General features: G+C 55.0%; 19 protein-coding genes. 9 read left to right on the top strand and 10 right to left on the bottom strand.

The features are described 5' to 3' along the window. Window positions 1–56 precede the first annotated feature (56 nt). The 4 genes from EH164_RS20140 to rnr all read left to right on the top strand — a co-directional run bounded on the left by EH164_RS20140 (window position 57) and on the right by rnr (window position 4709). Window positions 57–254, top strand: a complete 198-nt coding sequence (locus EH164_RS20140) for a DUF2065 domain-containing protein (RefSeq protein ID WP_023478406.1) — start codon at window positions 57–59, stop codon at window positions 252–254. Between the two features lie 104 nt (window positions 255–358). Next, window positions 359–1657: an adenylosuccinate synthase gene (gene purA, locus EH164_RS20135; RefSeq protein WP_023478343.1), complete on the top strand. Its 1299-nt coding sequence runs from the start codon at window positions 359–361 to the stop codon at window positions 1655–1657. A gap of 152 nt (window positions 1658–1809) precedes the next feature. Then, a complete protein-coding gene (gene nsrR, locus EH164_RS20130) occupies window positions 1810–2235 on the top strand; it encodes a nitric oxide-sensing transcriptional repressor NsrR (RefSeq protein WP_023478375.1) in 426 nt (141 codons plus the stop codon). Window positions 2236–2273: 38 nt separating this feature from the next. Further along, the gene (rnr, locus tag EH164_RS20125) at window positions 2274–4709 is read left to right on the top strand and encodes a ribonuclease R (RefSeq protein WP_124970421.1); all 2436 of its coding nucleotides are present in this window, start codon (window positions 2274–2276) and stop codon (window positions 4707–4709) included. Between the two features lie 75 nt (window positions 4710–4784). Here rnr and EH164_RS20120 read toward each other — a convergent pair whose 3' ends face one another. After that, window positions 4785–5174, bottom strand: a complete 390-nt coding sequence (locus EH164_RS20120; RefSeq protein ID WP_124970417.1) for a hypothetical protein — start codon at window positions 5172–5174, stop codon at window positions 4785–4787. 231 nt (window positions 5175–5405) lie between these two features. Between EH164_RS20120 and EH164_RS20115 the strand changes: the two genes are divergently transcribed. Beyond that, a complete protein-coding gene (locus EH164_RS20115) occupies window positions 5406–5651 on the top strand; it encodes a biofilm development regulator YmgB/AriR family protein (protein WP_094192953.1) in 246 nt (81 codons plus the stop codon). A gap of 54 nt (window positions 5652–5705) precedes the next feature. Here EH164_RS20115 and EH164_RS20110 read toward each other — a convergent pair whose 3' ends face one another. From EH164_RS20110 to EH164_RS20090, 5 genes are all read right to left on the bottom strand, one after another. Further along, window positions 5706–5990: a hypothetical protein gene (locus EH164_RS20110; protein ID WP_042711827.1), complete on the bottom strand. Its 285-nt coding sequence runs from the start codon at window positions 5988–5990 to the stop codon at window positions 5706–5708. A gap of 560 nt (window positions 5991–6550) precedes the next feature. Continuing rightward, window positions 6551–7072, bottom strand: a complete 522-nt coding sequence (locus EH164_RS20105) for a DUF6882 domain-containing protein (protein ID WP_124970414.1) — start codon at window positions 7070–7072, stop codon at window positions 6551–6553. A gap of 100 nt (window positions 7073–7172) precedes the next feature. Next, the gene (locus tag EH164_RS20100) at window positions 7173–9170 is read right to left on the bottom strand and encodes a choline BCCT transporter BetT (RefSeq protein WP_124970411.1); all 1998 of its coding nucleotides are present in this window, start codon (window positions 9168–9170) and stop codon (window positions 7173–7175) included. Window positions 9171–9393: 223 nt separating this feature from the next. Beyond that, complete coding sequence (nhaA, locus tag EH164_RS20095; protein ID WP_241174986.1) at window positions 9394–10566, bottom strand: Na+/H+ antiporter NhaA; 1173 nt, start codon at window positions 10564–10566, stop codon at window positions 9394–9396. A gap of 298 nt (window positions 10567–10864) precedes the next feature. Continuing rightward, window positions 10865–11410, bottom strand: coding sequence for a YfaZ family outer membrane protein (locus EH164_RS20090; protein WP_124970408.1), 546 nt, complete (start codon window positions 11408–11410; stop codon window positions 10865–10867). Between the two features lie 687 nt (window positions 11411–12097). On the opposite strand from EH164_RS20090, the gene EH164_RS20085 reads away from it, so the two are divergent. Together EH164_RS20085 and rlmB are read left to right on the top strand one after the other, a co-directional pair. Then, a complete protein-coding gene (locus tag EH164_RS20085; protein WP_124970406.1) occupies window positions 12098–14023 on the top strand; it encodes a methyl-accepting chemotaxis protein in 1926 nt (641 codons plus the stop codon). 147 nt (window positions 14024–14170) lie between these two features. Continuing rightward, window positions 14171–14902: a 23S rRNA (guanosine(2251)-2'-O)-methyltransferase RlmB gene (gene rlmB, locus EH164_RS20080; protein WP_023478470.1), complete on the top strand. Its 732-nt coding sequence runs from the start codon at window positions 14171–14173 to the stop codon at window positions 14900–14902. A 55-nt stretch (window positions 14903–14957) separates the two neighbouring features. On the opposite strand, the gene EH164_RS20075 is transcribed toward rlmB, so the two are convergent. Beyond that, on the bottom strand, window positions 14958–16247 hold the full coding sequence (locus tag EH164_RS20075; protein ID WP_124970403.1) for an MFS transporter: 1290 nt from the start codon (window positions 16245–16247) through the stop codon (window positions 14958–14960). 192 nt (window positions 16248–16439) lie between these two features. Here EH164_RS20075 and EH164_RS20070 point away from each other — a divergent pair, with 192 nt between their 5' ends. Continuing rightward, the gene (locus tag EH164_RS20070) at window positions 16440–18059 is read left to right on the top strand and encodes an isovaleryl-CoA dehydrogenase (protein WP_124970400.1); all 1620 of its coding nucleotides are present in this window, start codon (window positions 16440–16442) and stop codon (window positions 18057–18059) included. Here the strand turns inward: EH164_RS20070 and EH164_RS20065 are convergent. From EH164_RS20065 to bsmA, 3 genes are all read right to left on the bottom strand, one after another. Beyond that, window positions 18056–19990, bottom strand: coding sequence for a methyl-accepting chemotaxis protein (locus EH164_RS20065; RefSeq protein ID WP_124970397.1), 1935 nt, complete (start codon window positions 19988–19990; stop codon window positions 18056–18058). The two genes, EH164_RS20070 and EH164_RS20065, sit on opposite strands and share 4 nt — an antisense overlap. Before the next feature lie 169 nt (window positions 19991–20159). Continuing rightward, a complete protein-coding gene (yjfN, locus tag EH164_RS20060) occupies window positions 20160–20450 on the bottom strand; it encodes a DUF1471 family protease activator YjfN (RefSeq protein WP_034811924.1) in 291 nt (96 codons plus the stop codon). Window positions 20451–20572: 122 nt separating this feature from the next. Beyond that, the gene (gene bsmA / locus EH164_RS20055) at window positions 20573–20902 is read right to left on the bottom strand and encodes a biofilm peroxide resistance protein BsmA (protein ID WP_071789431.1); all 330 of its coding nucleotides are present in this window, start codon (window positions 20900–20902) and stop codon (window positions 20573–20575) included. Between the two features lie 187 nt (window positions 20903–21089). Here bsmA and yjfP point away from each other — a divergent pair, with 187 nt between their 5' ends. Beyond that, entirely contained in the window at window positions 21090–21839 is a 750-nt protein-coding gene (gene yjfP / locus EH164_RS20050) for an esterase (protein ID WP_124970394.1), read from the top strand. The last annotated feature ends 3 nt before the right edge of the window (window positions 21840–21842 follow it).

Raw genomic sequence — 21842 nt, 5'->3', positions numbered from 1 at the left:
TTTGATAATGAAAACCACCGCCTCAGGCGGTGGTTTTTCTTTTGTAAGGATGACCCATGAACGCAACAATCTGGCTCGCGCTGGCGTTAGTTTTGGTGCTTGAAGGGCTTGGCCCGATGCTTTATCCGCGTGCCTGGCGGCGAATGATCGCCTCATTGAGCCAGCTTCCGGATAATATTTTGCGCCGTTTTGGCGGCGGACTTGTGGTCGCAGGCATCGTTGTCTACTACATGTTGAGGAAAACGATTGGCTAAGGCAATAATCGGCTAACTCGCGGGAATTTTGCACGGAAAAAGTGCTGATTCTCTAAAAAAGCGGTGGTAGAATCCATTTTTAAGCAAACGGTGATTTTGAAAAAATGGGTAACAACGTCGTCGTACTGGGCACCCAATGGGGTGACGAAGGTAAAGGGAAGATTGTCGATCTTCTGACTGAACGGGCTAAATATGTTGTACGCTACCAGGGCGGTCACAACGCAGGCCATACTCTCGTAATCAACGGTGAAAAAACCGTCCTCCATCTTATTCCATCAGGCATTCTTCGCGAAAACGTCACCAGCATCATCGGTAACGGTGTTGTGCTGTCGCCTGCTGCACTGATGAAAGAGATGAAAGAACTGGAAGACCGTGGTATCCCGGTTCGCGAACGTCTGCTGCTCTCTGAAGCCTGCCCGTTAATCCTTGATTATCACGTTGCGCTGGACGTCGCTCGCGAGAAAGCGCGCGGTGCGAAAGCAATCGGTACTACCGGTCGCGGTATCGGCCCGGCGTATGAAGATAAAGTTGCCCGTCGCGGTCTGCGCGTTGGCGACCTGTTCGATAAAGCGACTTTCGCCGATAAACTGAAAGAAGTGATGGAATATCACAACTTCCAGCTGGTGAACTACTACAAAGTTGAAGCGGTTGACTACCAGAAAGTGCTGGACGATGTGATGGCAATTGCCGACATCCTGACCGCCATGGTTGTTGACGTTTCCGACTTGCTGGATCAGGCGCGTAAGCGCGGCGACTTCGTCATGTTCGAAGGCGCGCAGGGTACGCTGCTGGATATCGACCACGGTACCTATCCGTACGTCACCTCCTCTAACACCACTGCTGGCGGTGTTGCGACCGGTTCCGGCCTTGGCCCGCGCTACGTTGATTACGTGCTGGGCATTATCAAAGCCTACTCCACCCGCGTGGGTGCAGGTCCGTTCCCGACCGAACTGTTTGATGAAACCGGCGAGTTCCTCTGCAAGCAGGGTAACGAATTTGGCGCGACCACCGGTCGTCGTCGTCGTACCGGCTGGCTGGACGCCGTTGCCGTGCGCCGTGCCGTACAGATCAACTCCCTCTCTGGTTTCTGCCTGACCAAGCTGGACGTGCTGGATGGCCTGAAAGAGGTGAAAATCTGCGTCGCTTACCGCATGCCGGATGGCCGCGAAGTGGACACCACGCCGCTGGCAGCCGACAACTGGGAAGGTATCGAGCCGATCTACGAAACCATGCCGGGCTGGTCTGAAACCACCTTTGGCGTGAAAGAGCGCAGCGGTCTGCCGCAGGCAGCGCTCAATTACATCAAACGTATTGAAGAACTTACTGGTGTACCGATCGATATCATCTCTACTGGTCCGGATCGCACTGAGACCATGATTCTGCGCGACCCGTTCGACGCATAATCCTGCTTAAGGGCGCGAAATCCGCGCCCTTTCTCCTCGCTTTTTTTACCTTTCTGTTCAAATAAATTAGCGACCTGACTGGTGGCTGGTTTATCATCAATAAAGTCAATACCTGCGGGTATCTCGCTTTTTTTCCTGTTATTGAGGTTGGTGTGCAGTTAACAAGCTTTACCGATTACGGTTTACGCGCTTTGATTTACATGGCGGCATTGCCGGAAGGGCAGATGACCAACATTTCTGCAGTGACAGAAACGTATGGTGTCTCCCGTAATCATATGGTTAAGATAATCAATCAGCTAAGTCGTGAAGGCTATGTCGCGGCGGTGCGTGGAAAAAATGGCGGTATCCGCCTGGGCAAGCCCGCGCGAGATATTCGTATCAGTGATGTTGTGCGCTCCCTTGAACCGCTAACGCTGGTGAACTGCCACAGCGATTTTTGCCACATCACCAACGCTTGCCGACTGAAAGTCGCCCTCTCAAAAGCCGTGCAGAGTTTCCTGAAGGAACTTGATAACTACACGCTTGCCGATTTGGTTGAAGAGAATCAACCGCTTTACAAATTATTGCTGGTGGAATGACGAAACGCTCCGCCAGAGCTGACAACGGAGGAACCGCTATGTCACAAGATCCTTTCCTCGAACGCGAAACTGAAAAATACTCTAATCCTATTCCCAGCCGCGAATTTATCCTCGACCATCTCTCCAAACGCGAAAAGCCTGCCAGCCGCGATGAACTGGCTGTTGAGCTCAATATCGAAGGCGAAGAACAACACGAAGCCCTGCGCCGCCGTCTGCGCGCCATGGAGCGCGACGGGCAGTTGGTCTTCACCCGCCGCCAGTGCTACGCCTTACCCGAACGTCTCGACCTGCTGAAAGGCATTGTTATCGGCCACCGCGACGGCTACGGCTTCCTGCGCGTTGAAGGCCGCAAAGACGATCTCTATCTCTCCAGCGAGCAGATGAAAACCTGCATCCACGGCGATCAGGTGCTGGCGCAGCCGCTGGGCGCGGATCGCAAAGGTCGCCGCGAAGCGCGCATTGTCCGCGTTCTGGTGCCGAAAACCGGGCAGATTGTCGGCCGCTACTTCACCGACGCAGGCGTCGGCTTTGTAGTGCCGGACGATAGCCGCCTGAGCTTCGATATCCTTATCCCGCCTGAAGAGATTATGGGCGCGCGCATGGGCTTTGTGGTGGTGGTCGAATTGACCCAGCGCCCGACTCGCCGCACCAAAGCGGTAGGTAAAATTGTTGAAGTGCTGGGCGACAACATGGGCACCGGCATGGCCGTCGATATGGCGCTGCGCACCCATGAAATTCCCTACCAGTGGCCGCCAGAAGTTGAAAAACAGATTGCCGACCTGAAAGAGCAGGTGCCGGAAGAGGCCAAAGTAGGCCGCGTCGATCTGCGCAATCTGCCACTGGTCACTATTGATGGCGAAGACGCCCGCGACTTTGATGACGCCGTTTACTGTGAGAAGAAACGCGGCGGCGGCTGGCGCTTATGGGTTGCCATCGCCGATGTCAGTTACTACGTGCGCCACGGTACGCCGCTGGATAACGAAGCGCGTAATCGCGGCACCTCCGTCTACTTCCCGTCGCAGGTCGTTCCAATGCTGCCGGAAGTGCTCTCCAACGGCCTCTGCTCCCTGAACCCGCAGGTAGACCGCCTCTGTATGGTGTGTGAGATGACCATCTCCGCCAAAGGGCGTCTGACCGGCTATAAGTTCTACGAAGCGGTAATGAGCTCCCACGCGCGTCTGACCTACACCAAGGTGTGGCATATGCTGCAGGGCGATGGCGAGCTGCGCGAGCAATACGCGCCGCTGGTGAAACACATTGAAGAGCTGCATACCCTCTATAAAACCCTTGAGCAGGCGCGCGCCGAGCGCGGCGGCATCTCCTTTGAGAGCGAAGAGGCGAAGTTCATTTTCAACGCCGAACGCCGTATTGAGCGCATTGAGCAGACGCAGCGTAACGACGCGCACAAGCTGATTGAAGAGTGCATGATCCTCGCCAACATCTCTGCGGCACGCTTCGTTGAGAAGGCAGAAGAGCCAGCGCTGTTCCGTATTCACGATAAACCGACCAACGACGCTATTACCTCGTTCCGTACCGTGCTCGCCGAGCTGGGTCTGGAGTTGCCGGGCGGTAACAAGCCGGAGCCGCGCGATTATGCCGCGCTGCTGGAGTCGATCGCCGATCGTCCCGATCACGAAATGCTGCAAACCATGCTGCTGCGCTCGATGAAACAGGCAATCTACGATCCGGAAAACCGCGGCCACTTTGGTCTCGCGCTGCAATCCTATGCGCACTTTACCTCGCCGATTCGCCGCTACCCGGATCTTTCGTTGCACCGCGCGATCAAGTATCTGCTGGCGAAAGAGAACGGCGAGAAGGGCAACAGCACTGCGACGGGCGGCTGGCACTACAGCATGGAAGAGATTCTCCAGCTGGGTCAGCACTGCTCAATGGCCGAGCGCCGCGCTGATGAAGCGACCCGTGATGTTGCGGACTGGCTGAAGTGCGACTTTATGCAGGATCAGGTGGGTAACACCTTCTCCGGCGTCATCGCCAGCGTCACCGGCTTCGGCTTCTTTGTGCGTCTTGTGGATCTCTTTATCGACGGTCTGGTGCACGTCTCGTCGCTGGATAACGACTACTACCGTTTTGACCAGGTTGGTCAGCGCCTGATTGGCGAATCCGGCGGTCAGACCTATCGCCTCGGCGACCGGGTTGAAGTGAAGGTTGAAGCGGTCAATATGGACGAGCGCAAAATCGACTTCTCGCTCATCTCCAGCGAGCGCGCCCCGCGTAACCCGGGTAAAACCGATCGCGAGCGTAATAAGAAAGGCACCGCAGGGCGCAGCAACGCGAGCAAAAAACCGCCGCGTCGCCAGGCCAATAAAAAGGTGAATTTCGAGCCGGATAGCGAATTCCGCGGCGATAAAGCCAAGGGCAAGGCGAAAAAAGCGAAAAAGCCCTCTGAGAAAACGCAAAAAATAGCCGCCGCGACCAAAGCCAAACGCGCGTCGCGCAAGAAAAAAGCCGATTGATAATCAAAACCCCTTCTGCAAAGAGGGGGTTTTTCTTTATTGGGGCAGGGAGGATAATCTCAGCGAAATAACGCGTCAGAGAAAAGCCGTTTCCGCGCTGCCAATTTCCGTTAAGTCATATCCTTTGAATTTCATACCCAGACCGTGTTCAGGATCGATTTCCGCTGAAAAGAGTAAACCGAAACTCTTCTCCTCCTGCGGCAACAAATAGATTTTTATTAGCGTCAGATCGCCGGGCGGTGCGGAATAGACCCGCGCCGTATAGCTCTGCGCTTCGATAATCGCTTTATCAAAAACGGCGTATTGTTGATGAATAAGAAAGGCGATTGTCTCCCTTATATTTTCATCCACCACATCGCACTCAAGGGCAGTGCATTGCACTTCCTGCGCGCCAAAAGCGGGCAGGGTTAAATCCGTCGTTATACCCTCATCATCTTCATAAAAATCGAACTCATTGCAGCCCATCTCTTCTCTCCTGAGCAGGTTAACATCACCCTGCAAAGCCGCGTCAGAGCGCGCTATACAAGGGGTGGGAAGGGGGAAGGGTATCAAAACGAGAGGATATATCTTTAAAAAGATTGCGCGCTAACGTTTTCACGTCTAACTTGTCGGTGTTGTACAAGTTTCGTGGGGAAATCTGTACAACATACTGGGCTGACTGCAAAGGATAGCCACGTCACTTTTTTTAGCGAGTTTATGATGAATAACGCGACTTTTAAGACATTTGAGACTACAGACAGCAAGCTTCATGCCTTTGAGGCCGAAAAACAGATTATTGACGAGCTGACCTTTGCACTGAAATCAGTGAAAACCGTGGTAACTAATAAGGATCTGATTCTGGCCCTTATTAGCCGCCTCGAAACGGAATCCGATGTTGTCCAGAATGATATCCTGCGCAACGCGCTGGAGATGATTGTTCATCGCACTCAGGATGATATCTAAATAAATGGATTTATCGCGGCAGCCTCTGTGCAAGCGGAGGCTGCCGTTTTTTTATTAATGGATTTTGTCGTCCGCGCCCGGCTTCCACTGTGCGAGGAAGTTCTTACGGCTTACAGGCGCACGGGAACGTTCGTTCGTGGTTTTAGCAATCATCGCCTGAATCTCATCAATAGCGCTGTCGCAGGCGGCAATGCCTTCGCGGTTTACTGCCTGTTTGCGTTTGTCATTGAGTATTTCCAGCACGGCGCGAAAAGAGACTGCCTCATCCGTGTTCAGCAGCTGTTTAACCGCCTTTTCGATAAGCACGCCTGCCTTTTTTTCGGTATCAATGGTGCTCATGGTCTCCTCCTGTTAGGGGCTGCGAAGCGAGGCTCTCACTCTTTCAGTGCGCTCTGCTTTTTCTGCCGCCCCTGCGTTGGTGAGCGTTCTCTGGAAAAGATCTCCAGCTGAGTCAAACCTGCATCTTTTAATTAATAAAAAATCGCCCTGAGCGAATAAAGATGCATATTTAAATCGCCTTATAAGAGTTGTCGCTAAAAAAAGTTTTCTTATAAGCGATAAGACACTTTGTATAATAAATAATAAGTCGCTGTTTTGAATTAATCACTGTTTATTTAATTATAAAAGACATTTGCGCACTCTCTTTTTTTTGAGAACTATCTGCTTTTTATTCTGTTATTAATAATAAATAAGCATAAAAGTTGTGGTTTAAAAGAGTTTGTATTTCATATGGTTAGGTGGGGTTCTTCTCAGGCGGGTGGCTATGGGACGTTATTAAAAACCATAACAGTCTGCTCTATTTATTTGATAACAGTTGAGCATGAATTGAGATTTTGCTTAATGCTGAGATCCGGAAAAAAGCTGCTGTGACGGTTATTTTCCAGATCTGCAACATACGGTTACGCTTGTTTATTAATAGTCACATTGTCATAGACCATAAATACCCGGGTCGTGCCAGCGAGGCCGCTATATCCACCCTGACCGCCGCCAAGATGGCAGGCGAGTGCGGTAAAGGTCCAGGCATCTTCTGTTGAAGCGCTAATCTGGCGTGTGGTTAAGGCCTCAAGGCCATGCTGCTCGCCGAACGTGCGCACGCAGGCGGCATATTCGCCGAGCGGTTCGCGCACAGAAGGGTGATCCCATCCCCATAGCCAGGAGCCCTCTTCCGTGTCATAGGTGCCCACCACTTGAACCGGCGCGGTAATGACCCACCCCTTTTCATGATTGGTAAAGGTAATGGTGCCGGCATCGAGATCGACACCCCACTCGGCGCTGTCGATCCCCCACATCTCCGTTGCCGCCTGCGTACGCTGCTGCATCTCATAATTGGCGCGGGCAATGGTCAGCTCGGGTTCGCGAAGCGCTTCATCCTTCGCGTTATCGTTACCGCCGCCAAACAACTTCTTAAAAAAATTGGCCATCCAGGGTCTCCATTAACTCGTTGTCATTTCGGCAAAATTAAGCGCGTCAGGCTTTGATAACCAGATGAAAAAACACCGCCCGCAGGCGGTGTTGTCGTGGTTAACGAACCAGATGCAGGAAGTGTAGATGTTTTTCATATTGATCAAGAATATCGTTGATCAGCTGCTCCTGGTTCCAGCCCATAACATCATAGTTTTGCCCGCCCTCTTTCAGGTAGATTTCAGCACGATAGTATTTATGCTGTTCCGCCTGTTGTTCATCGTTCTCGAGACCCGAAATCGCAAAGGTCGGGGCGTTGTAACCGCGCAGCCTCACTTCATAGATAAAGTTAAGCTCATCGCCCAGGTCGACTTCAAAGCGAATACGATCATCCGCCGCGTCGCTGATGGTGCTGCGCGTTCCCTGCTTATTCAGCTCATCCTGCACCAGCGTCATTGCCGGCTGGATAACATCATCCATAAAGCGTTTTACCAGCGAGCGTTTCGGCAGATAGGCAATATTGCGTAACCGGCGCTGCCACGGAATAGGGTTGCGTGCCGCAGTTGGCGCGATGGTCGCCATGCTTTGGCTTTCACGTTTAGTGAGATCCCGACGCAATGCTTTTAACAGCCCATAAATGGAGATCAGCAGGATCACCGAGAAGGGCAGCGCACTGGCAATGGTCACCGTTTGCAGGGCACTCAAACCGCCAGCCAGCAGCAACGCAATCGCCACCACGCCCATCAGCCCGGCCCAGAAGATGCGCTGCCAGACCGGCGTATGGCTTGAGCCGCCGGAGGCGAGGGTATCCACCACCATGGCACCTGAGTCAGCGGAGGTGACAAAGAAGACGATCACCATCGCCATAGCGATAAACGACAGGATGCCGGAGAAAGGGAAGTGCTCAAGGAAGTTAAACAGCGCCAGCGCGACATCCTGCTGCACGGTATCAGCCAGGTCACGTGCGCCTTCGGTCATAATGAGATGGATCGCGCTGTTACCAAACACCGTCATCCACAGTAGCGTGAAGCCAGCCGGGACAAACAGCACGCCGGTGACAAACTCGCGGATCGTTCTGCCACGGGAGACGCGGGCGATAAACATACCGACAAACGGCGACCAGGAGAGCCACCAGCCCCAGTAGAGCAGCGTCCAGCCGCCCAGCCAGTTGCTCGACTTCGGCTCATAGGCGTAAAGGTTGAATGTCTTACTCACCAGCTCGGAGAGATATCCGCCGGTGTTCTCGACAAAGGATTTAAGCAGCAGCACCGTCGGGCCAAGTAGCATCACTAACGCCAGCAGCAGCAGCGCCAGGCTGAGGTTCAGTTCAGAGAGAATACGAATCCCTTTATCCAGCCCCGATACCACGGAAATGGTGGCAAGACCGGTGATCACAACGATCAAAATAACCTGTACCGTTTCATTAATCGGCACGCCGAATAGGTGATTCAGACCAGCATTGACCTGCAATACGCCGTAGCCCAGCGAGGTCGCCACGCCAAAGACCGTACCGATCACCGCGAAAATATCGACGGCGTGACCTAAAGGGCCATAAATGCGATCGCCGATAATCGGGTAGAGCGCGGAGCGCAGCGTCAACGGTAAACCGTGACGGTAGCTGAAGAAGGCGAGGATCAACGCGACAATCGCGTAGATAGCCCAGGCATGCAGACCCCAGTGGAAAAAGGTCAGGCGCATCGCTTGTTTCGCCGCCTCGACGGTTTCAGGTGTCCCCACCGGTGGGGACAAGTAGTGCATCACCGGTTCGGCGACGCCAAAGAACATCAGGCCGATACCCATGCCTGCCGAAAAGAGCATTGCGAACCAGGAGTGGTAGCTGAAATCGGGCTGTGCATGGTCGGGGCCAAGTTTTATATCGCCGTAACGCGAAAGCCCAAGGAAGGTGACGCTCAGCAGGATCAGCGCGACGGCTAGGATATAAAACCAGCTGGCATTGGTGAAAAGCTCCTGCTGTAACAGCTTGAATTTGCTGTCAGCCAGTTCGGGGAAAAGCGATGCGAAAGCCACAAGGAGCACGATTAATAACGCCGATGTGAAAAACACCGGCTTATTAATCGTGTTACCCGGCTTTTTTGTCGAAAGATCTTGTTCACTCATAATCAATTTATTCCATAGGTTAGTGGCCCTGAACGGATAAAAACGCACAGCAAAATAGTAACAAATATGATGGTCAGGAGAAGTTATTACTCCCTTCAATATATCCCTATTAAATATAAGAATTCATGCAGTAATGATGGCGCTTATTGTCGTGGCTTGCGGATCAACCTAATACCGGGTGACATGCACCCGGCACTGTTGTTATATCCGCGCCAGCAGAGTTTTATCTTTGCCGCTGCAAGGAGAGGCGCAGAACGACCATGCCAACAATGGCAGAGAGGATCGAGCCTGCCAGCACGCCAATTTTGACTTCGTCAACCAGCAGCGGGGAGGTCGGGAAAGCAAGATTGCCGATAAACAGGCTCATGGTGAAGCCGATGCCGCAGAGCGCGGAAACGCCATACAGCTGCATCCAGCTACTGCTCTCTGGCAGGCGCGCCAGCCCGGTGCGGATCGCCAGCAGTGATAGCCCAAATACGCCGACCTGTTTACCGATAAACAGACCGAGCGCGACGCCAACCGGAACCGGAGAGAGGATCTCTTCTGCGGTCAGGCCAGAGAGCGATACGCCAGCGTTAGCAAAGCCAAAGATGGGCAGGATCAGGAAGGTGACCCACGGCGAAAGGCCATGCTCAAGCCGCTCGAGAGGCGACTCCTGCGTATCATCCGCACCGAGCGGCACGAACAGCGCAAGTAACACACCCGCGATGGTGGCATGCACGCCAGATTGCAGCATAAAGAACCATAGCGCACAGCCGACCAGCAGATAGGGCCACAGCGTTTTGATACCGGCACGATTCATCACAAACAGCGCGACCAGCGTGAGGGCCGCCGCGGCGAGCATGACAAACGAGATATGGCTGGTATAGAAGAGGGCAATAATCGCCACGGCACCCATATCATCAAGAATTGCTAATGCTGAGAGGAATATTTTCAGCGAAACAGGGACGCGGCTGCCTAATAGCGCCAGCACGCCCAACGCAAAGGCGATATCCGTCGCGGCCGGAATCGCCCAGCCCGCCATCGCTTCTGCGCTACCTCTGTTGAAAAAGAGATAGATCAGGGCCGGGACAATCATGCCGCCCAGCGCGGCAAAGCCAGGTAACGCCCGCTGGCTCCAGGTCGAAAGCTCGCCCGCTAATAACTCTCTCTTGATCTCCAGCCCAACCAGTAAGAAGAAGATAGCCATCAGCGCGTCGTTGACCCAGTGTTCAACGGACATACCGGCAAGCTTATGGGCGAGGAGAGCGGTGTAATCCTGCTGCAGTGACGAGTTGGCAATAATGATCGCCGCCGCTGAAGCCAGAATAAGAATAATGCCGCCTGCGGCGGGTGAAGTAATAAAGGCGGTGAGCACACTCGCCTTAACGCGCTTTCCCTTGTTGTGTTGAGTCACATTTCCTCCCAGATGTATTGAGGTTTCGCTTCTTTGTCGCAAGCAGATGGCCTGCGATCGCTCCGCGTCCCTGTTTTGTTGTCATTCAGGTCATTCAAAAGTGCAAAGGAGCGATTTTAACATTATGTGGGCTTATCGTTTCCCGCGTCAGGTAAAGTCTGGTAAATGCAATAATCGCCCTGTGCAAGCACTTAATCGGGGGGAAAGATAAAAGGATATACGCCGGGAGATGGGCGAAGCCAAATAAGATGGGGAAGAGGGAATCGGGGAGAAGCATTCTCCCCGGTATGCACAAATATCAGAAGGTAACGCCAGCGCCTAAATAGGCCCCGTCGATAATGGTGTGGCCCGGGCGGCCATCTTTACCATCGACGCTTGCGTGGCGGTAACCGGCTTTAAGCGTAAGCGGCGTGACAGGCGTCCACTTAATGCCGCCATTCGCTTCGACGTAATTTTTCACGCTGTTGGTCAGACCTTCCGGTGCGGAGTAGCCTTCGCCATAGAGATGAACGCTGTCCGTCAGCGCCCAGTCGATGCCGCCGCCAATCGGGAAGGCCACGCCGTTATCGCCTTTTTTCGGCCCGAGGTAGACGGCTTTTGTACCCGCAGAGAGAGTCAACGGACCGAGGCCAAAGTTATAGCCCACGCCCAGGCTGCCCAGCTGCGCGCCATCTTTGGTATTTTTTACCCAGTTGCTCTCTGCATATAAGCCGTCTGAGCTTTTGCCTAATTCAGCATTGAGATTGGTGTAGTTCTTGCTTTGTTCGGCGGTAAAACCCATTGCCAGCGCTGAACCGGATGCCATCACCAGAGATAAAGATAAAAGAACAGATAATTTTTTCACGTTTGTCACTCCTCAATAATTTCGCAGTGAACTTATCAAGTGAGTGGCTGTCTGAAAAATTGCTCTGGTCTCAAAATGTAAATTGCGTAACACCAGATATTCAATGCCCGTTATGGCTATTATTTAACGAAGTCAATGCTGGTTACCCGTCTGGTTTAGCGTTGGTTTAATTCCCCGCCTCAATTAATAGTGAATATTTTCCCTGGCTGTTCTTTTTTTAGTCATCAATTCAAATGTGAAAAGTATTACCATCGCAATTAATAATAATCATTTCTCTTTGACCTTAATATGCAGTTACATTCTTTGAAATAATTATATCTGTCACGAACTTTATAACCCTGCTTGCTTACAGGTTTGCATCATCTATTGGCCATTGCTGAAGGGCTGCTCCGCTTCGCTAAAGCACGCTTGCTCCAGCGCGCAACCGCGTGTTGTAAAATTATTTTTAACGACATTAATAGCATCCTAATAAAGTGCCACCGCTAAAAAGCTAAATAAATATGATATATCCTAAGCGAGGCGGTAATATTTACGCCGAAATGAATTCGTTGTGCGTTGCAGTAATACGTGATTTAGATCATGAATACTGTACTTTACGCATAAGCTGAAGAATAAATCATAAAGTTAAATTTTAGGGCTGACGATAACTGGAAATAGCGCCCCCAATCTAACTTTATGGTGAACCGTATGTCCGTTACCGCTTTTGTAGGAAACATCGCGAATAATTTGAGCGTCGGTAAAAAACTGACCTCCAGTTTTATTATCGTGCTTATTATTATGATGATTACCGTTGCAACAGGTCTTATTGGCTTTAAAAAAGTTGAAGAAAATGCGGACAAAGAAGCGGTTACCGTCCAGATGGTTAATACACTTAGCACCGCACGCCTTAACCGCACTCTTTATCAATATACCGGCTCGGCAGAAAACGCTGATAAAAACCTCAAGGCTTTACAACAAATTATCGAGCTGGCGAAATCACTGGACACTTTTTCCTGGAGCCAGGAAGGGCAGGCAAAAATTGACAGTCTGCAGCAGCAAGCTGATACCTACATGACGCAAAGGAGCGCCTTTGTCTCATCAATAAAACGGCGTAATGAGCTGACCGCCGCGTTGCGTAGCGCAAAGATTGAAGATGTCGCCCAGCAGGCCGCATCACTGAGTGCCGACGATAGCATTACACCGGAAAGCGCGGTGGTGGCTGTGCGCCTTGAAGCGCGGTTGCAACAGTCGGCGCTGTTAATTGAAGAGCTGATTGACTCCGGCAGCGCTGATACCGCCGCCCGTCTCAGCACGGCGCTTCAGCAAAGCGCGGAATATGGTAAAGCGCTGGCCGGGCAGGGCGGAGAACTCGCCTCTTTGAACGCTGCGTTGACCACGGAGCTTGCCAGCCTGCAGGGGAATATTAACCAGTTTGTCACCGCGTTTGCCGATCAGGCGACACAGTCCAAAACCCTGACCGGCACTGCGTCCCAGTTAAACGAATCCGTTGAGAATTTCTTCGTCTGGCAGCAGGCGCAGGTGAAGGAAACCATGTCTCATGCGATGACCATCATGCTGATTGCTGCGGCAGTAGGCATTGCGATTGCGCTGCTGATTGCCTGGCGCATCACCCGTAACATTACCCGCCCGCTGCGTGAAACGCTGCACATTGCCGAGCGCATTTCGCAGGGCGATCTCACCATGTCCATCTCAACCCAACGTCGCGATGAGCCGGGCCTGCTGCTGCAAGCCGTTTCCGTGATGAATGAGAACCTGAAAGAGGTGATCTCTCGTGTGCGTAGCGGCGTGGAGAGCGTGTCGCGCGCCTCGGCGGAAATCGCCGCTGGCAATATCGATCTCTCTTCGCGTACCGAGCAGCAGTCCGCTGCGGTAGTGGAAACTGCCGCCAGCATGGAAGAGCTGACCTCGACGGTGAAACAGAATGCGGAAAACGCCAGCCACGCCAGCAAACTGGCGGCAGAGGCCTCTTCCAGCGCCGATCGCGGCGGCAAGATCGTTGGTGAAGTGGTCACCACCATGGAGGGGATCCGCGCCAGCTCGCACAAAATTGGCGACATCATCAACGTTATTAACAGCATCGCTTTCCAGACCAATATCCTGGCACTCAACGCCGCAGTAGAAGCAGCGCGTGCGGGCGAACAGGGACGCGGGTTTGCCGTGGTTGCAGGCGAGGTGAGAACGCTGGCGCAACGTAGCGCCACGGCGGCGAAAGAGATTGAGGCCCTGATCCACGAAGCGGGCAGCCAGGTGGAGAATGGTTCTAAGCTGGTGGCGGGTGCCGGTGAAGCGATGGAGGGGATCGTCACCTCTGTGGCCCAGGTTCGCAATATCATGAATGAGATTGCCGGCGCGTCCGAAGAGCAGAGCCGCGGCATCTCGCAGATCGGTCAGGCGATGGCAGAGATGGATACCACCACCCAGCAGAACGCCGCGCTGGTGGAAGAGTCCTCTGCGGCAGCAAGCTCCCTCGAAGAGCAGGCGCGCGAACTGGAGCAGACTATCTCCATCTTTACCCTCTCCGGCCATAAAGCGCAGGCGGTGAAAAAGCCAGCGGCAAGCAAGACCGCCGCACTTAAACCGGCGCTGGCAGAGACAAGCTGGGAGAGTTTTTAACGCGCATTGCCCGGGGTTTAGATAAACCTGCCGCCTTGTGCGGCGGGTTAAGTTCGACCTGAGGCGTGGGTTGGTTATAATGGGCGCCGGTGATATCTATCACGGCCCTAACAACCCGGCGCAAACCGCCCCAAATGAGTACCATCAATGAGTGAAATGATTTACGGCATCCATGCGGTGCAGGCCCTGCTGGAGCGCGCCCCGGAGCGTTTTCAGGAAGTCTTTATTCTGAAAGGCCGCGAAGATAAACGTCTTCTGCCGCTGATCCACGCGCTGGAAGCGCAGGGCGTGGTGATCCAGGTGGCGAACCGCCAGTATCTGGATGAGAAGAGCGAAGGCGCGGTGCACCAGGGGATCATTGCACGCGTTAAGCCTGGCCGTCAGTATCAGGAAAACGATCTGCCGGATCTGATCGCCAGCCTCGATCAACCCTTCTTTTTGATCCTTGATGGCGTCACGGATCCCCATAACCTCGGGGCCTGTTTACGTAGCGCCGATGCGGCGGGCGTCCATGCGGTGATCGTACCGAAAGATAAATCGGCGCAGCTGAACGCCACGGCGAAAAAAGTGGCCTGCGGCGCGGCGGAGAACGTACCGCTGATCCGCGTGACCAACCTGGCGCGCACCATGCGTCTGTTACAGGAAGAGAGTATCTGGATCGTCGGCACTGCGGGCGAAGCGGATCACACCCTGTTCCAGAGCAAAATGACCGGGCCGATGGCGCTGGTGATGGGCGCGGAAGGCGAAGGTATGCGCCGTCTGACCCGTGAGCACTGCGATGAGCTGATCAGCATTCCGATGGCGGGCAGCGTCTCCTCGCTGAACGTTTCGGTCGCGACCGGTATTTGCCTGTTTGAAGCGGTGCGCCAGCGCAGTTAAGTGGATTTAATGCCGGATGGCGCTTCGCTTATCCGGCCTACGCAAAATCGCGCTGTTACTCCTCAAGCGACCGCAAATGGTCATCTTTATTGAGCGTCATTAGCGCCGCAATACTCACCACTGCTGTTGCCATCACGTAATAGGCCGGAATATCCAGGTTGCCGGTCTCCTTAATCAGCCCGGTAATGATCAACCCCGCACAGCCCGAAAAGAGCGCGTTTGAGAGCGAATAGGCCACGCCGAGGCCGGTGTAGCGCACGCGCGTCGGAAACATCTCCGACAGCATCGCCGGGCCGGGACCTGCCAGCACGCCCACCAGACCGCCCGCAATCAGCACTACCACCGCTTTCACTGCCAGCGTGCTCGACTCTGCCTGCAAGATTTTGAGCAGCGGCAGCGCGAGGATCAGCAGCAAAATGGTCGCTGTCACCATTACCGTGCGGCGGCCATAACGGTCGCTCGCTATACCGGCAGGAATGATGGTCAGTGCAAAGCCGACATTGGAGATCACCGCAATCAGCAGCGCCTGGTTAAAGCCGGTATGCAGCGCCGATTGCAGGTAGGTCGGCATAATCACCAGATAGGTGTACCCGGCGGCGGACCACACCATCACCCGGCCGATGCCCATAAAAATCGCTTTCAGCGTCGCGGCACGGTTGGCGCGCTGGGCGACCGGTTTCTCCTGCTGCTGCACAAAGCTTGGCGTCTCCTCCATGCTCACTCGCAGCCACAGCGCAACCACGCCCATCGGCAGGGCGAGGAAGAAGGGAATGCGCCAGCCCCACTCGTGCAGTGCTTCCGGTGTGAGGATCGTCGAGAGCAGCGCCACCACGCCCGCGCCGCTGAGCAGCCCCAGCGCAACGGTAAAGGATTGCCAGGCGCCATACAGCCCGCGTTTACCGCGCGGGGCGAACTCGGTCATCAGCGACACCGCGCCGCCATACTCACCGCCGGCAAAAAGCCCCTGCAAAATGCGCAGCCCGGTAATGATCAGCGGTGCGGCAATGCCAATCGAGGCATAGACCGGCACCATACCGATAGCGGCGGTCGCCAGCGTCATCAGCACCAGGACGATAATCAGCGTCGGTTTACGCCCGAGACGATCGCCAATGCGCCCAAACAGCACCGCGCCCAGCGGGCGAAAGAAAAAGGCGATAGCAAACGAGGCGTAAGTGAGGATCAGGCTGGTCAACCCCGTGTCGCCCGCCAGCTGGAAGAAGTTTTTCGCAATTACGGTGGCGAGAAAGCCATACACCGCGAATTCGTACCACTCGATAAAGTTGCCAATCGAGCCGGCGATAAGCGCACGCTTGTGTGCATCTGGCGCTGGGTGAGGTGAATGCATAATGATTCTCGTTGGGAAGGTGAGAATAAATTATTCATTAGAATGTTCGCAGAGAAATATATTATTCCTGAATAATGTGAGCCGTTTCACGATTGATCGCAATGATATTACCGCTGTGTGACTCCCCTCCCATGCAGCGCCAGCGCGGGCTGTCCATACTTAGCGGCGTGGCCATTGAAGGAGGGCGAGAGCATGCGCTGGCAAACGCACACCGTTTTTAACCAACCCATTCCCCTGCATAACAGCAACCTGTTTCTGTCTGATCGTCCCCTCTACGACGCAGTGATGCGTGAAGGCGCGGCGTGGGATGCAGAACTGCTCGCCAGCATCGGCCAGCAGCTCGGCACGGCGGAATCTCTTGAACTCGGTCGGCTGGCAAATGCCAATCCGCCGGAACTGCTGCGCTACAGCAGCACCGGCGAGCGGCTGGATGATGTGCGCTTTCACCCGGCCTGGCACCTTTTGATGCAGGGACTGTGCAGCAACCGCGTGCATAACCTGGCGTGGGAAGAGCAGGCGCGCGCCGGATCGTTTGTCGCGCGCAGCGCCCGTTTCGTGCTGCATGCGCAGGTGGAGTCCGGCACGCTGTGCCCCATCACCATGACCTTTGCCGCCACGCCATTATTACAACAGGCACTTCCCGCTGCATTTGCAGGCTGGCAGCAACCGCTGCTCAGCGATCGCTACGATCCCCATCTGCTGCCGGGCGGGGAGAAGCGCGGGCTGCTTATCGGCATGGGGATGACTGAGAAGCAGGGCGGCTCCGATGTATTGAGTAACACCACACGCGCGGAGAGGAGCGGCGATCACTACCGGCTGGTGGGGCATAAGTGGTTCTTTTCGGTGCCGCAAAGCGATGCGCATTTAGTGCTGGCGCAGACGCCGGGCGGCCTTTCCTGCTTCTTTGTGCCGCGCTTTCTACCGGACGGTGAACGTAACGGCGTGCGTCTCGAGCGGCTCAAAGAGAAGCTCGGCAACCGTTCGAACGCCAGCAGCGAAGCGGAGTTTGTTGACGCCTGCGGCTGGCTGCTCGGCGAAGAGGGCGACGGCGTACGCCAGATCCTCAAAATGGGCGGGCTGACGCGCTTTGACTGCGCGCTCGGCAGCCACGGCCTGATGCGCCGCGCCTTCTCCGTGGCGCTCTATCATGCCCATCATCGCCAGGCATTTGGCAAAAACCTTGTCGATCAGCCCCTAATGCGCGACGTGCTCAGCCGCATGGCGCTCCAGCTTGAGGGACAAACGGCGATGCTCTTTCGCCTCGCCCGCGCATGGGATAACCGGGCGGATGAACAGGACGCGTTATGGGCGCGGCTCTTTACGCCGGTGGCGAAGTTTGCGGTGTGTAAAAGCGGCATACCGTTCGTCGCCGAAGCGATGGAGGTGTTGGGCGGGATCGGCTACTGCGAAGAGAGCGAACTGCCGCGGCTCTACCGCGAAGTGCCGGTCAACAGTATCTGGGAAGGGTCGGGAAATGTGATGTGCCTGGATGTGCTGCGCGTGCTGGTCAAACAGCCGGGCGTGCTGGCGCTACTAAGCGAAGAGTTTGCGGCGGTAAAAGGGCGGGATCGCCATTTCGAACGCGCCTGGCGGCAGCTCCAGCCGCGGCTGCGTAAGCCGGACGAAGTGCAGGGGCGGGAAATCACTCAGCAGCTCTGGCTCCTGGGCGTCGGTGCGCAAATGTTGCGGCACGCATCGCCGCCGATAGCGCAAGCGTGGTGCCAGATGATGCTTGATACCCGCGGCGCGTCGCGGATTGATGAACAGGTCAAAAGTGACCTGCTGCTGCGCGCCACGGGCGGAGCCCATTAATCCATTTTTAAGCGGAACAGGCTGACCAGCTCGCTCAGATGCGCCCCTTTCTCACGCAGAATGCGCGCGGTCTCTTCACTCTGGGTCACGCGTCCGGCGTTGATGTGCGTGGCATCGCCAATGTGCGTCATCGCCAGGTTGACCTGGTTAATCCCGGCAGACTGTTCATGAGAAGCATGGTTAATCTCATGCACCAACTGGTTGATATTGTTCATGTGATTGATGATCGCCTGCATCGCAATGCGGGTCGCTTCCGACTGAGAGTGGCCTTCGCCCACTTTTTTCAGCGTATCGCCAATCAGCGCGTCAATCTCTTTCACTGCGTTAGCACTGCGTGCCGCCAGGGCGCGTACTTCCTGGGCGACAACGGCAAAGCCTTTGCCATGCTCGCCTGCGCGCGCCGCTTCCACCGCTGCGTTAAGGGCGAGGATGTTAGTCTGGAAGGCAATTGACTCGATCACATGGGTAATATCGGCGATACGCTGTGAAGCGGCGCGAATATCTTCCATCGTCTCCACGGAGTGTTCGACGGTCTGGCCGCCTTTTTTCACCGCGTCAGTGGTTTCATTTACCAGGTGCTGAGTCTGCTCCATATTGGCGGCATTTTGCTGCACGGTGGCGGCAATCTGCTCCATGCTGGCGGAGGTCTCTTCGACGCTGCTGGCCTGTTTATTAATCTGATCGCTGATCTCGCTGCTGTCGGCGGCCAGCGCATTGGTGCCTAGATTAATCTCGGCGGCGGATTCGCGCACCTGCAGCACGATTTTATGCAGCCCATCGCCAATACCATTGATCGCGGCGATCAGCTCTCCGACTTCATCGTGACGATCTACCGCCAGCGTGGCGCGCAGATCGCCTGCGGCATACTGCTGTGCCAGATCGATCACGCTACGCAGCGGGCGCGACAGCCAGCGGCGAATGATCACCACAAACAGCGTCGCGAAGAGCAGGGAGACGATAACGCCCGCCAGCAGGAACTGGTTACGCATCGCGTTTACATCGTGCAGCAGCGTGGCTTTATCGACTTCGCCCACGACCGCCCAGTTCCAGCCGGGCAGCGCGGTGTAGGAGAGCAGCAGCGTGCGGCCATCGGCGCTCTGCTGTGTCAGCGTGCCGCTCTCGTTGTTCAGCACCGCCTGCAGATCGCTTTCGCTCCACTGCGGGCGTTTGCCTTCCTGGTCGCCGTGGAACAGGTAGTTGCCGAGGTTTTTCCCCGGGTTGCGGTCAATCACGAAGAAATGCCCGCTCTCGCCCAGTTTGCGTCCAAGAATTTTGCCGCGCATTACCTGCCAGGAGCGGCTGATATCGACGCCGACAAACAGAATAGCGATGGTATTGCCGCTGGCATCTTTTACCGGCTGGTACTGGGTGATATAGCGCTTGCCGAACAGCAGCGCGAGGCCGCGATAGACCTCACCTTTCATCACCTGTGCAAACGCCGGGCCGGCGGGATCGAGCTTGGTGCCGATCGCGCGATCGCCATTCTCTTTACGCAGAGACGTGGCAACACGCACAAATTCGTTGCCGCTGCGCACGAAGAGGGTGGCAATCGCGCCGGTGCGGTTAAGGAAATCATCGGGAATGGCGTTGTTGTTGTGCAGCTCAACATCACCGGCTTTCAGCAGCGGGACGTCGATGCCGTTAATCTCGCGGCGCTGTTGCGGGTCGATGGCAAGCGGCTGTGGCAGGAAACTGCCAAACAATCGGGTGTAGCTTTCAACCTCTTCAGTGAGGCTGCTGTTGAACATCTCTACCATGTCGACCACGCCGGTGGACTGGCTGTGCAGATCTTCCATAGCCAGCGTTTCCAGCTGGTTGCTGGCGTTGTTGCTCATCAGAAAGGTAAATAAAAGAAATAGCGTCGCAACGCTTGCACCAGTCAGCAAAGAGAGCTTTGCACCAAGGCTGGCACGACGAAAGAGGGCGCTCATAATGTGTCCGTTTTTGTATGTGTGAGCCTCCTTAACGGCAGGGCGCGGACAACATTTAGCGTAGATTTGTAACAATACGTTACACGGATGTATCACCCGAATAACATAATCTTAAAGAAAGTAGGGGCATAAAGAAACACCCTGAATTAGTGGCTTTTATTGACGACCCTCAGGCGTAAAGAATCGCCTGCACCTGCCACGAATCAACCTGCATCGCCTCCTGCATGCGAATAATGCGATACCAGGAAGCACCCTGTTCATCCGCTTTCAGGGCAATGACACGCTCAACATCTTGCTGGCTGCCTGCGACGTTATCGACCGAGATCAGGCCAATTTCATTAAGCCCCGTTACGCGGTCGGCGCAGGCAAACTCGGCGGACTGCGCGGTGGTGTTCAGCATACCGGCAGAGAGTAACAGCGAGTTTAAGGCGAGAGATTGTTTCATTGTCGTCAGCTCCATTTTTCGCTACCCCGAGTCGGATCGGGGCTTCCTTACGCACAAGAGAAGTCAGAACCCAATAGTGCACAGAAGAACATCAATGGACGCAAAGCAGTGTAAAAGTCCTTAAAATCAATACCTCGCTACGATCGATAAAGCAGGGCGCGACCATACCAACGGCCGGGGAATACGCTGTCATCCATCATTATGATGACGTAATAGTCTGCTTTCGCCTCGGAGGCTTTGGCTTTGAGCGCTGTTTCTACATCCATGGGCGAGCCCATTACCGTGACGTTAACCGCCCCGATCTCCCGCAATCCCTGCGTCTGATTTCGACTAATCTCTTGCGGAGTTTCTTTTGCTGGCGGCGCTGGCTGCGGCTTGCCTTCCAGCGCGGCACAGCCGCTGATAAGCAGGGCAAACAACAGCGGCAGCAGGGCGCGCATCGGTTTCTTATCTCTACTGATAGCCATAGTGTAGTTCCTGATGGGTTTCACTTTGGGGGTGATATTCCCGAAGTGTTAGCTTGAGCACTGATTTCGAATGAAAGTGTTTTGAAAGCGTAAGCTGGCTCTCATCATGCGCAATGCTTATGCGGAATCTGGCTTGCGCCAGCGCGCTGCGGGTGGCATATCTGCACTATAGATCACGGAGGGAAAAATGATTGAAATTCAGACAGACCACTTTGCCGGTAATGAGGCGCTGCACGCCTTCCCGTCAGGAAAAGGGCAACAACCGCTCCCCTGCGTCGTGTTCTATCACGGCTTTACCTCATCAAAGCTGGTGTACAGCTACTTCGCTGTCGCGCTGGCGCAGGCGGGTTTTCGCGTGATCATGCCCGACGCACCCGATCATGGTGCGCGCTTTAGCGGCGACGCTGAGCGCCGCTTGCGTCAGTTCTGGCAAATCCTGCAGGGCAATCTTGAAGAGTTTGCCGCGCTGCGCGATGCGTTGCACCAGCGCAACCTGATTGAACAGAACCGGCTGGCGGTGGGCGGCGCATCCATGGGCGGAATGACGGCGCTGGGCATTATGACCCGTCACCCGGAAGTGCGCTGCGTCGCCAGCCTGATGGGATCGGGCTACTTCACCTCGCTTGCCCGCACGCTGTTCCCGCCGCTTGACGTCACTAATGCTGCCCAGCAGGAAACTTTCGACGCTATTCTCGCGCCGCTGGCGAAATGGGAAGTGACGGGCCAGCTGGAGAGAGTCGCCGATCGCCCGCTGCTGCTGTGGCATGGCGAAGCGGATGATGTCGTGCCCGCAGCTGAATCCTTCCGATTACAGCAGGCGCTGGCCGACACGCAGCGTGACGCGAGGCTAACCACTCTGTGGGAAGCGGGGGTTGCTCATCGCATTACGCCGCAGGCGCTGGAGGCGACAGTCGGCTTTTTTAGCCGTCATCTTTAATCG

This window comes from Kosakonia sp. CCTCC M2018092, from assembly GCF_003864115.1.
In the GTDB taxonomy this organism is placed as follows: Bacteria; Pseudomonadota; Gammaproteobacteria; order Enterobacterales; family Enterobacteriaceae; genus Kosakonia; species Kosakonia cowanii.
The sequence above is the reverse complement of the archived record's forward strand: the minus strand, read 5'-3'. Positions and strand labels throughout refer to the sequence as shown.

Coding starts and splice junctions, on each gene's coding strand:
- EH164_RS20140 (WP_023478406.1), top strand. CDS start 57: ATGAACGCAACAATCTGGCTCGCGCTGGCGTTAGTTTTGGTGCTTGAA.
- purA (WP_023478343.1), top strand. CDS start 359: ATGGGTAACAACGTCGTCGTACTGGGCACCCAATGGGGTGACGAAGGT.
- rnr (WP_124970421.1), top strand. CDS start 2,274: ATGTCACAAGATCCTTTCCTCGAACGCGAAACTGAAAAATACTCTAAT.
- EH164_RS20120 (WP_124970417.1), bottom strand. CDS start 5,174: ATGGGCTGCAATGAGTTCGATTTTTATGAAGATGATGAGGGTATAACG.
- EH164_RS20115 (WP_094192953.1), top strand. CDS start 5,406: ATGATGAATAACGCGACTTTTAAGACATTTGAGACTACAGACAGCAAG.
- EH164_RS20110 (WP_042711827.1), bottom strand. CDS start 5,990: ATGAGCACCATTGATACCGAAAAAAAGGCAGGCGTGCTTATCGAAAAG.
- EH164_RS20105 (WP_124970414.1), bottom strand. CDS start 7,072: ATGGCCAATTTTTTTAAGAAGTTGTTTGGCGGCGGTAACGATAACGCG.
- EH164_RS20100 (WP_124970411.1), bottom strand. CDS start 9,170: ATGAGTGAACAAGATCTTTCGACAAAAAAGCCGGGTAACACGATTAAT.
- EH164_RS20085 (WP_124970406.1), top strand. CDS start 12,098: ATGTCCGTTACCGCTTTTGTAGGAAACATCGCGAATAATTTGAGCGTC.
- rlmB (WP_023478470.1), top strand. CDS start 14,171: ATGAGTGAAATGATTTACGGCATCCATGCGGTGCAGGCCCTGCTGGAG.
- EH164_RS20075 (WP_124970403.1), bottom strand. CDS start 16,247: ATGCATTCACCTCACCCAGCGCCAGATGCACACAAGCGTGCGCTTATC.
- EH164_RS20070 (WP_124970400.1), top strand. CDS start 16,440: ATGCGCTGGCAAACGCACACCGTTTTTAACCAACCCATTCCCCTGCAT.
- EH164_RS20065 (WP_124970397.1), bottom strand. CDS start 19,990: ATGAGCGCCCTCTTTCGTCGTGCCAGCCTTGGTGCAAAGCTCTCTTTG.
- yjfN (WP_034811924.1), bottom strand. CDS start 20,450: ATGGAGCTGACGACAATGAAACAATCTCTCGCCTTAAACTCGCTGTTA.
- bsmA (WP_071789431.1), bottom strand. CDS start 20,902: ATGGCTATCAGTAGAGATAAGAAACCGATGCGCGCCCTGCTGCCGCTG.
- yjfP (WP_124970394.1), top strand. CDS start 21,090: ATGATTGAAATTCAGACAGACCACTTTGCCGGTAATGAGGCGCTGCAC.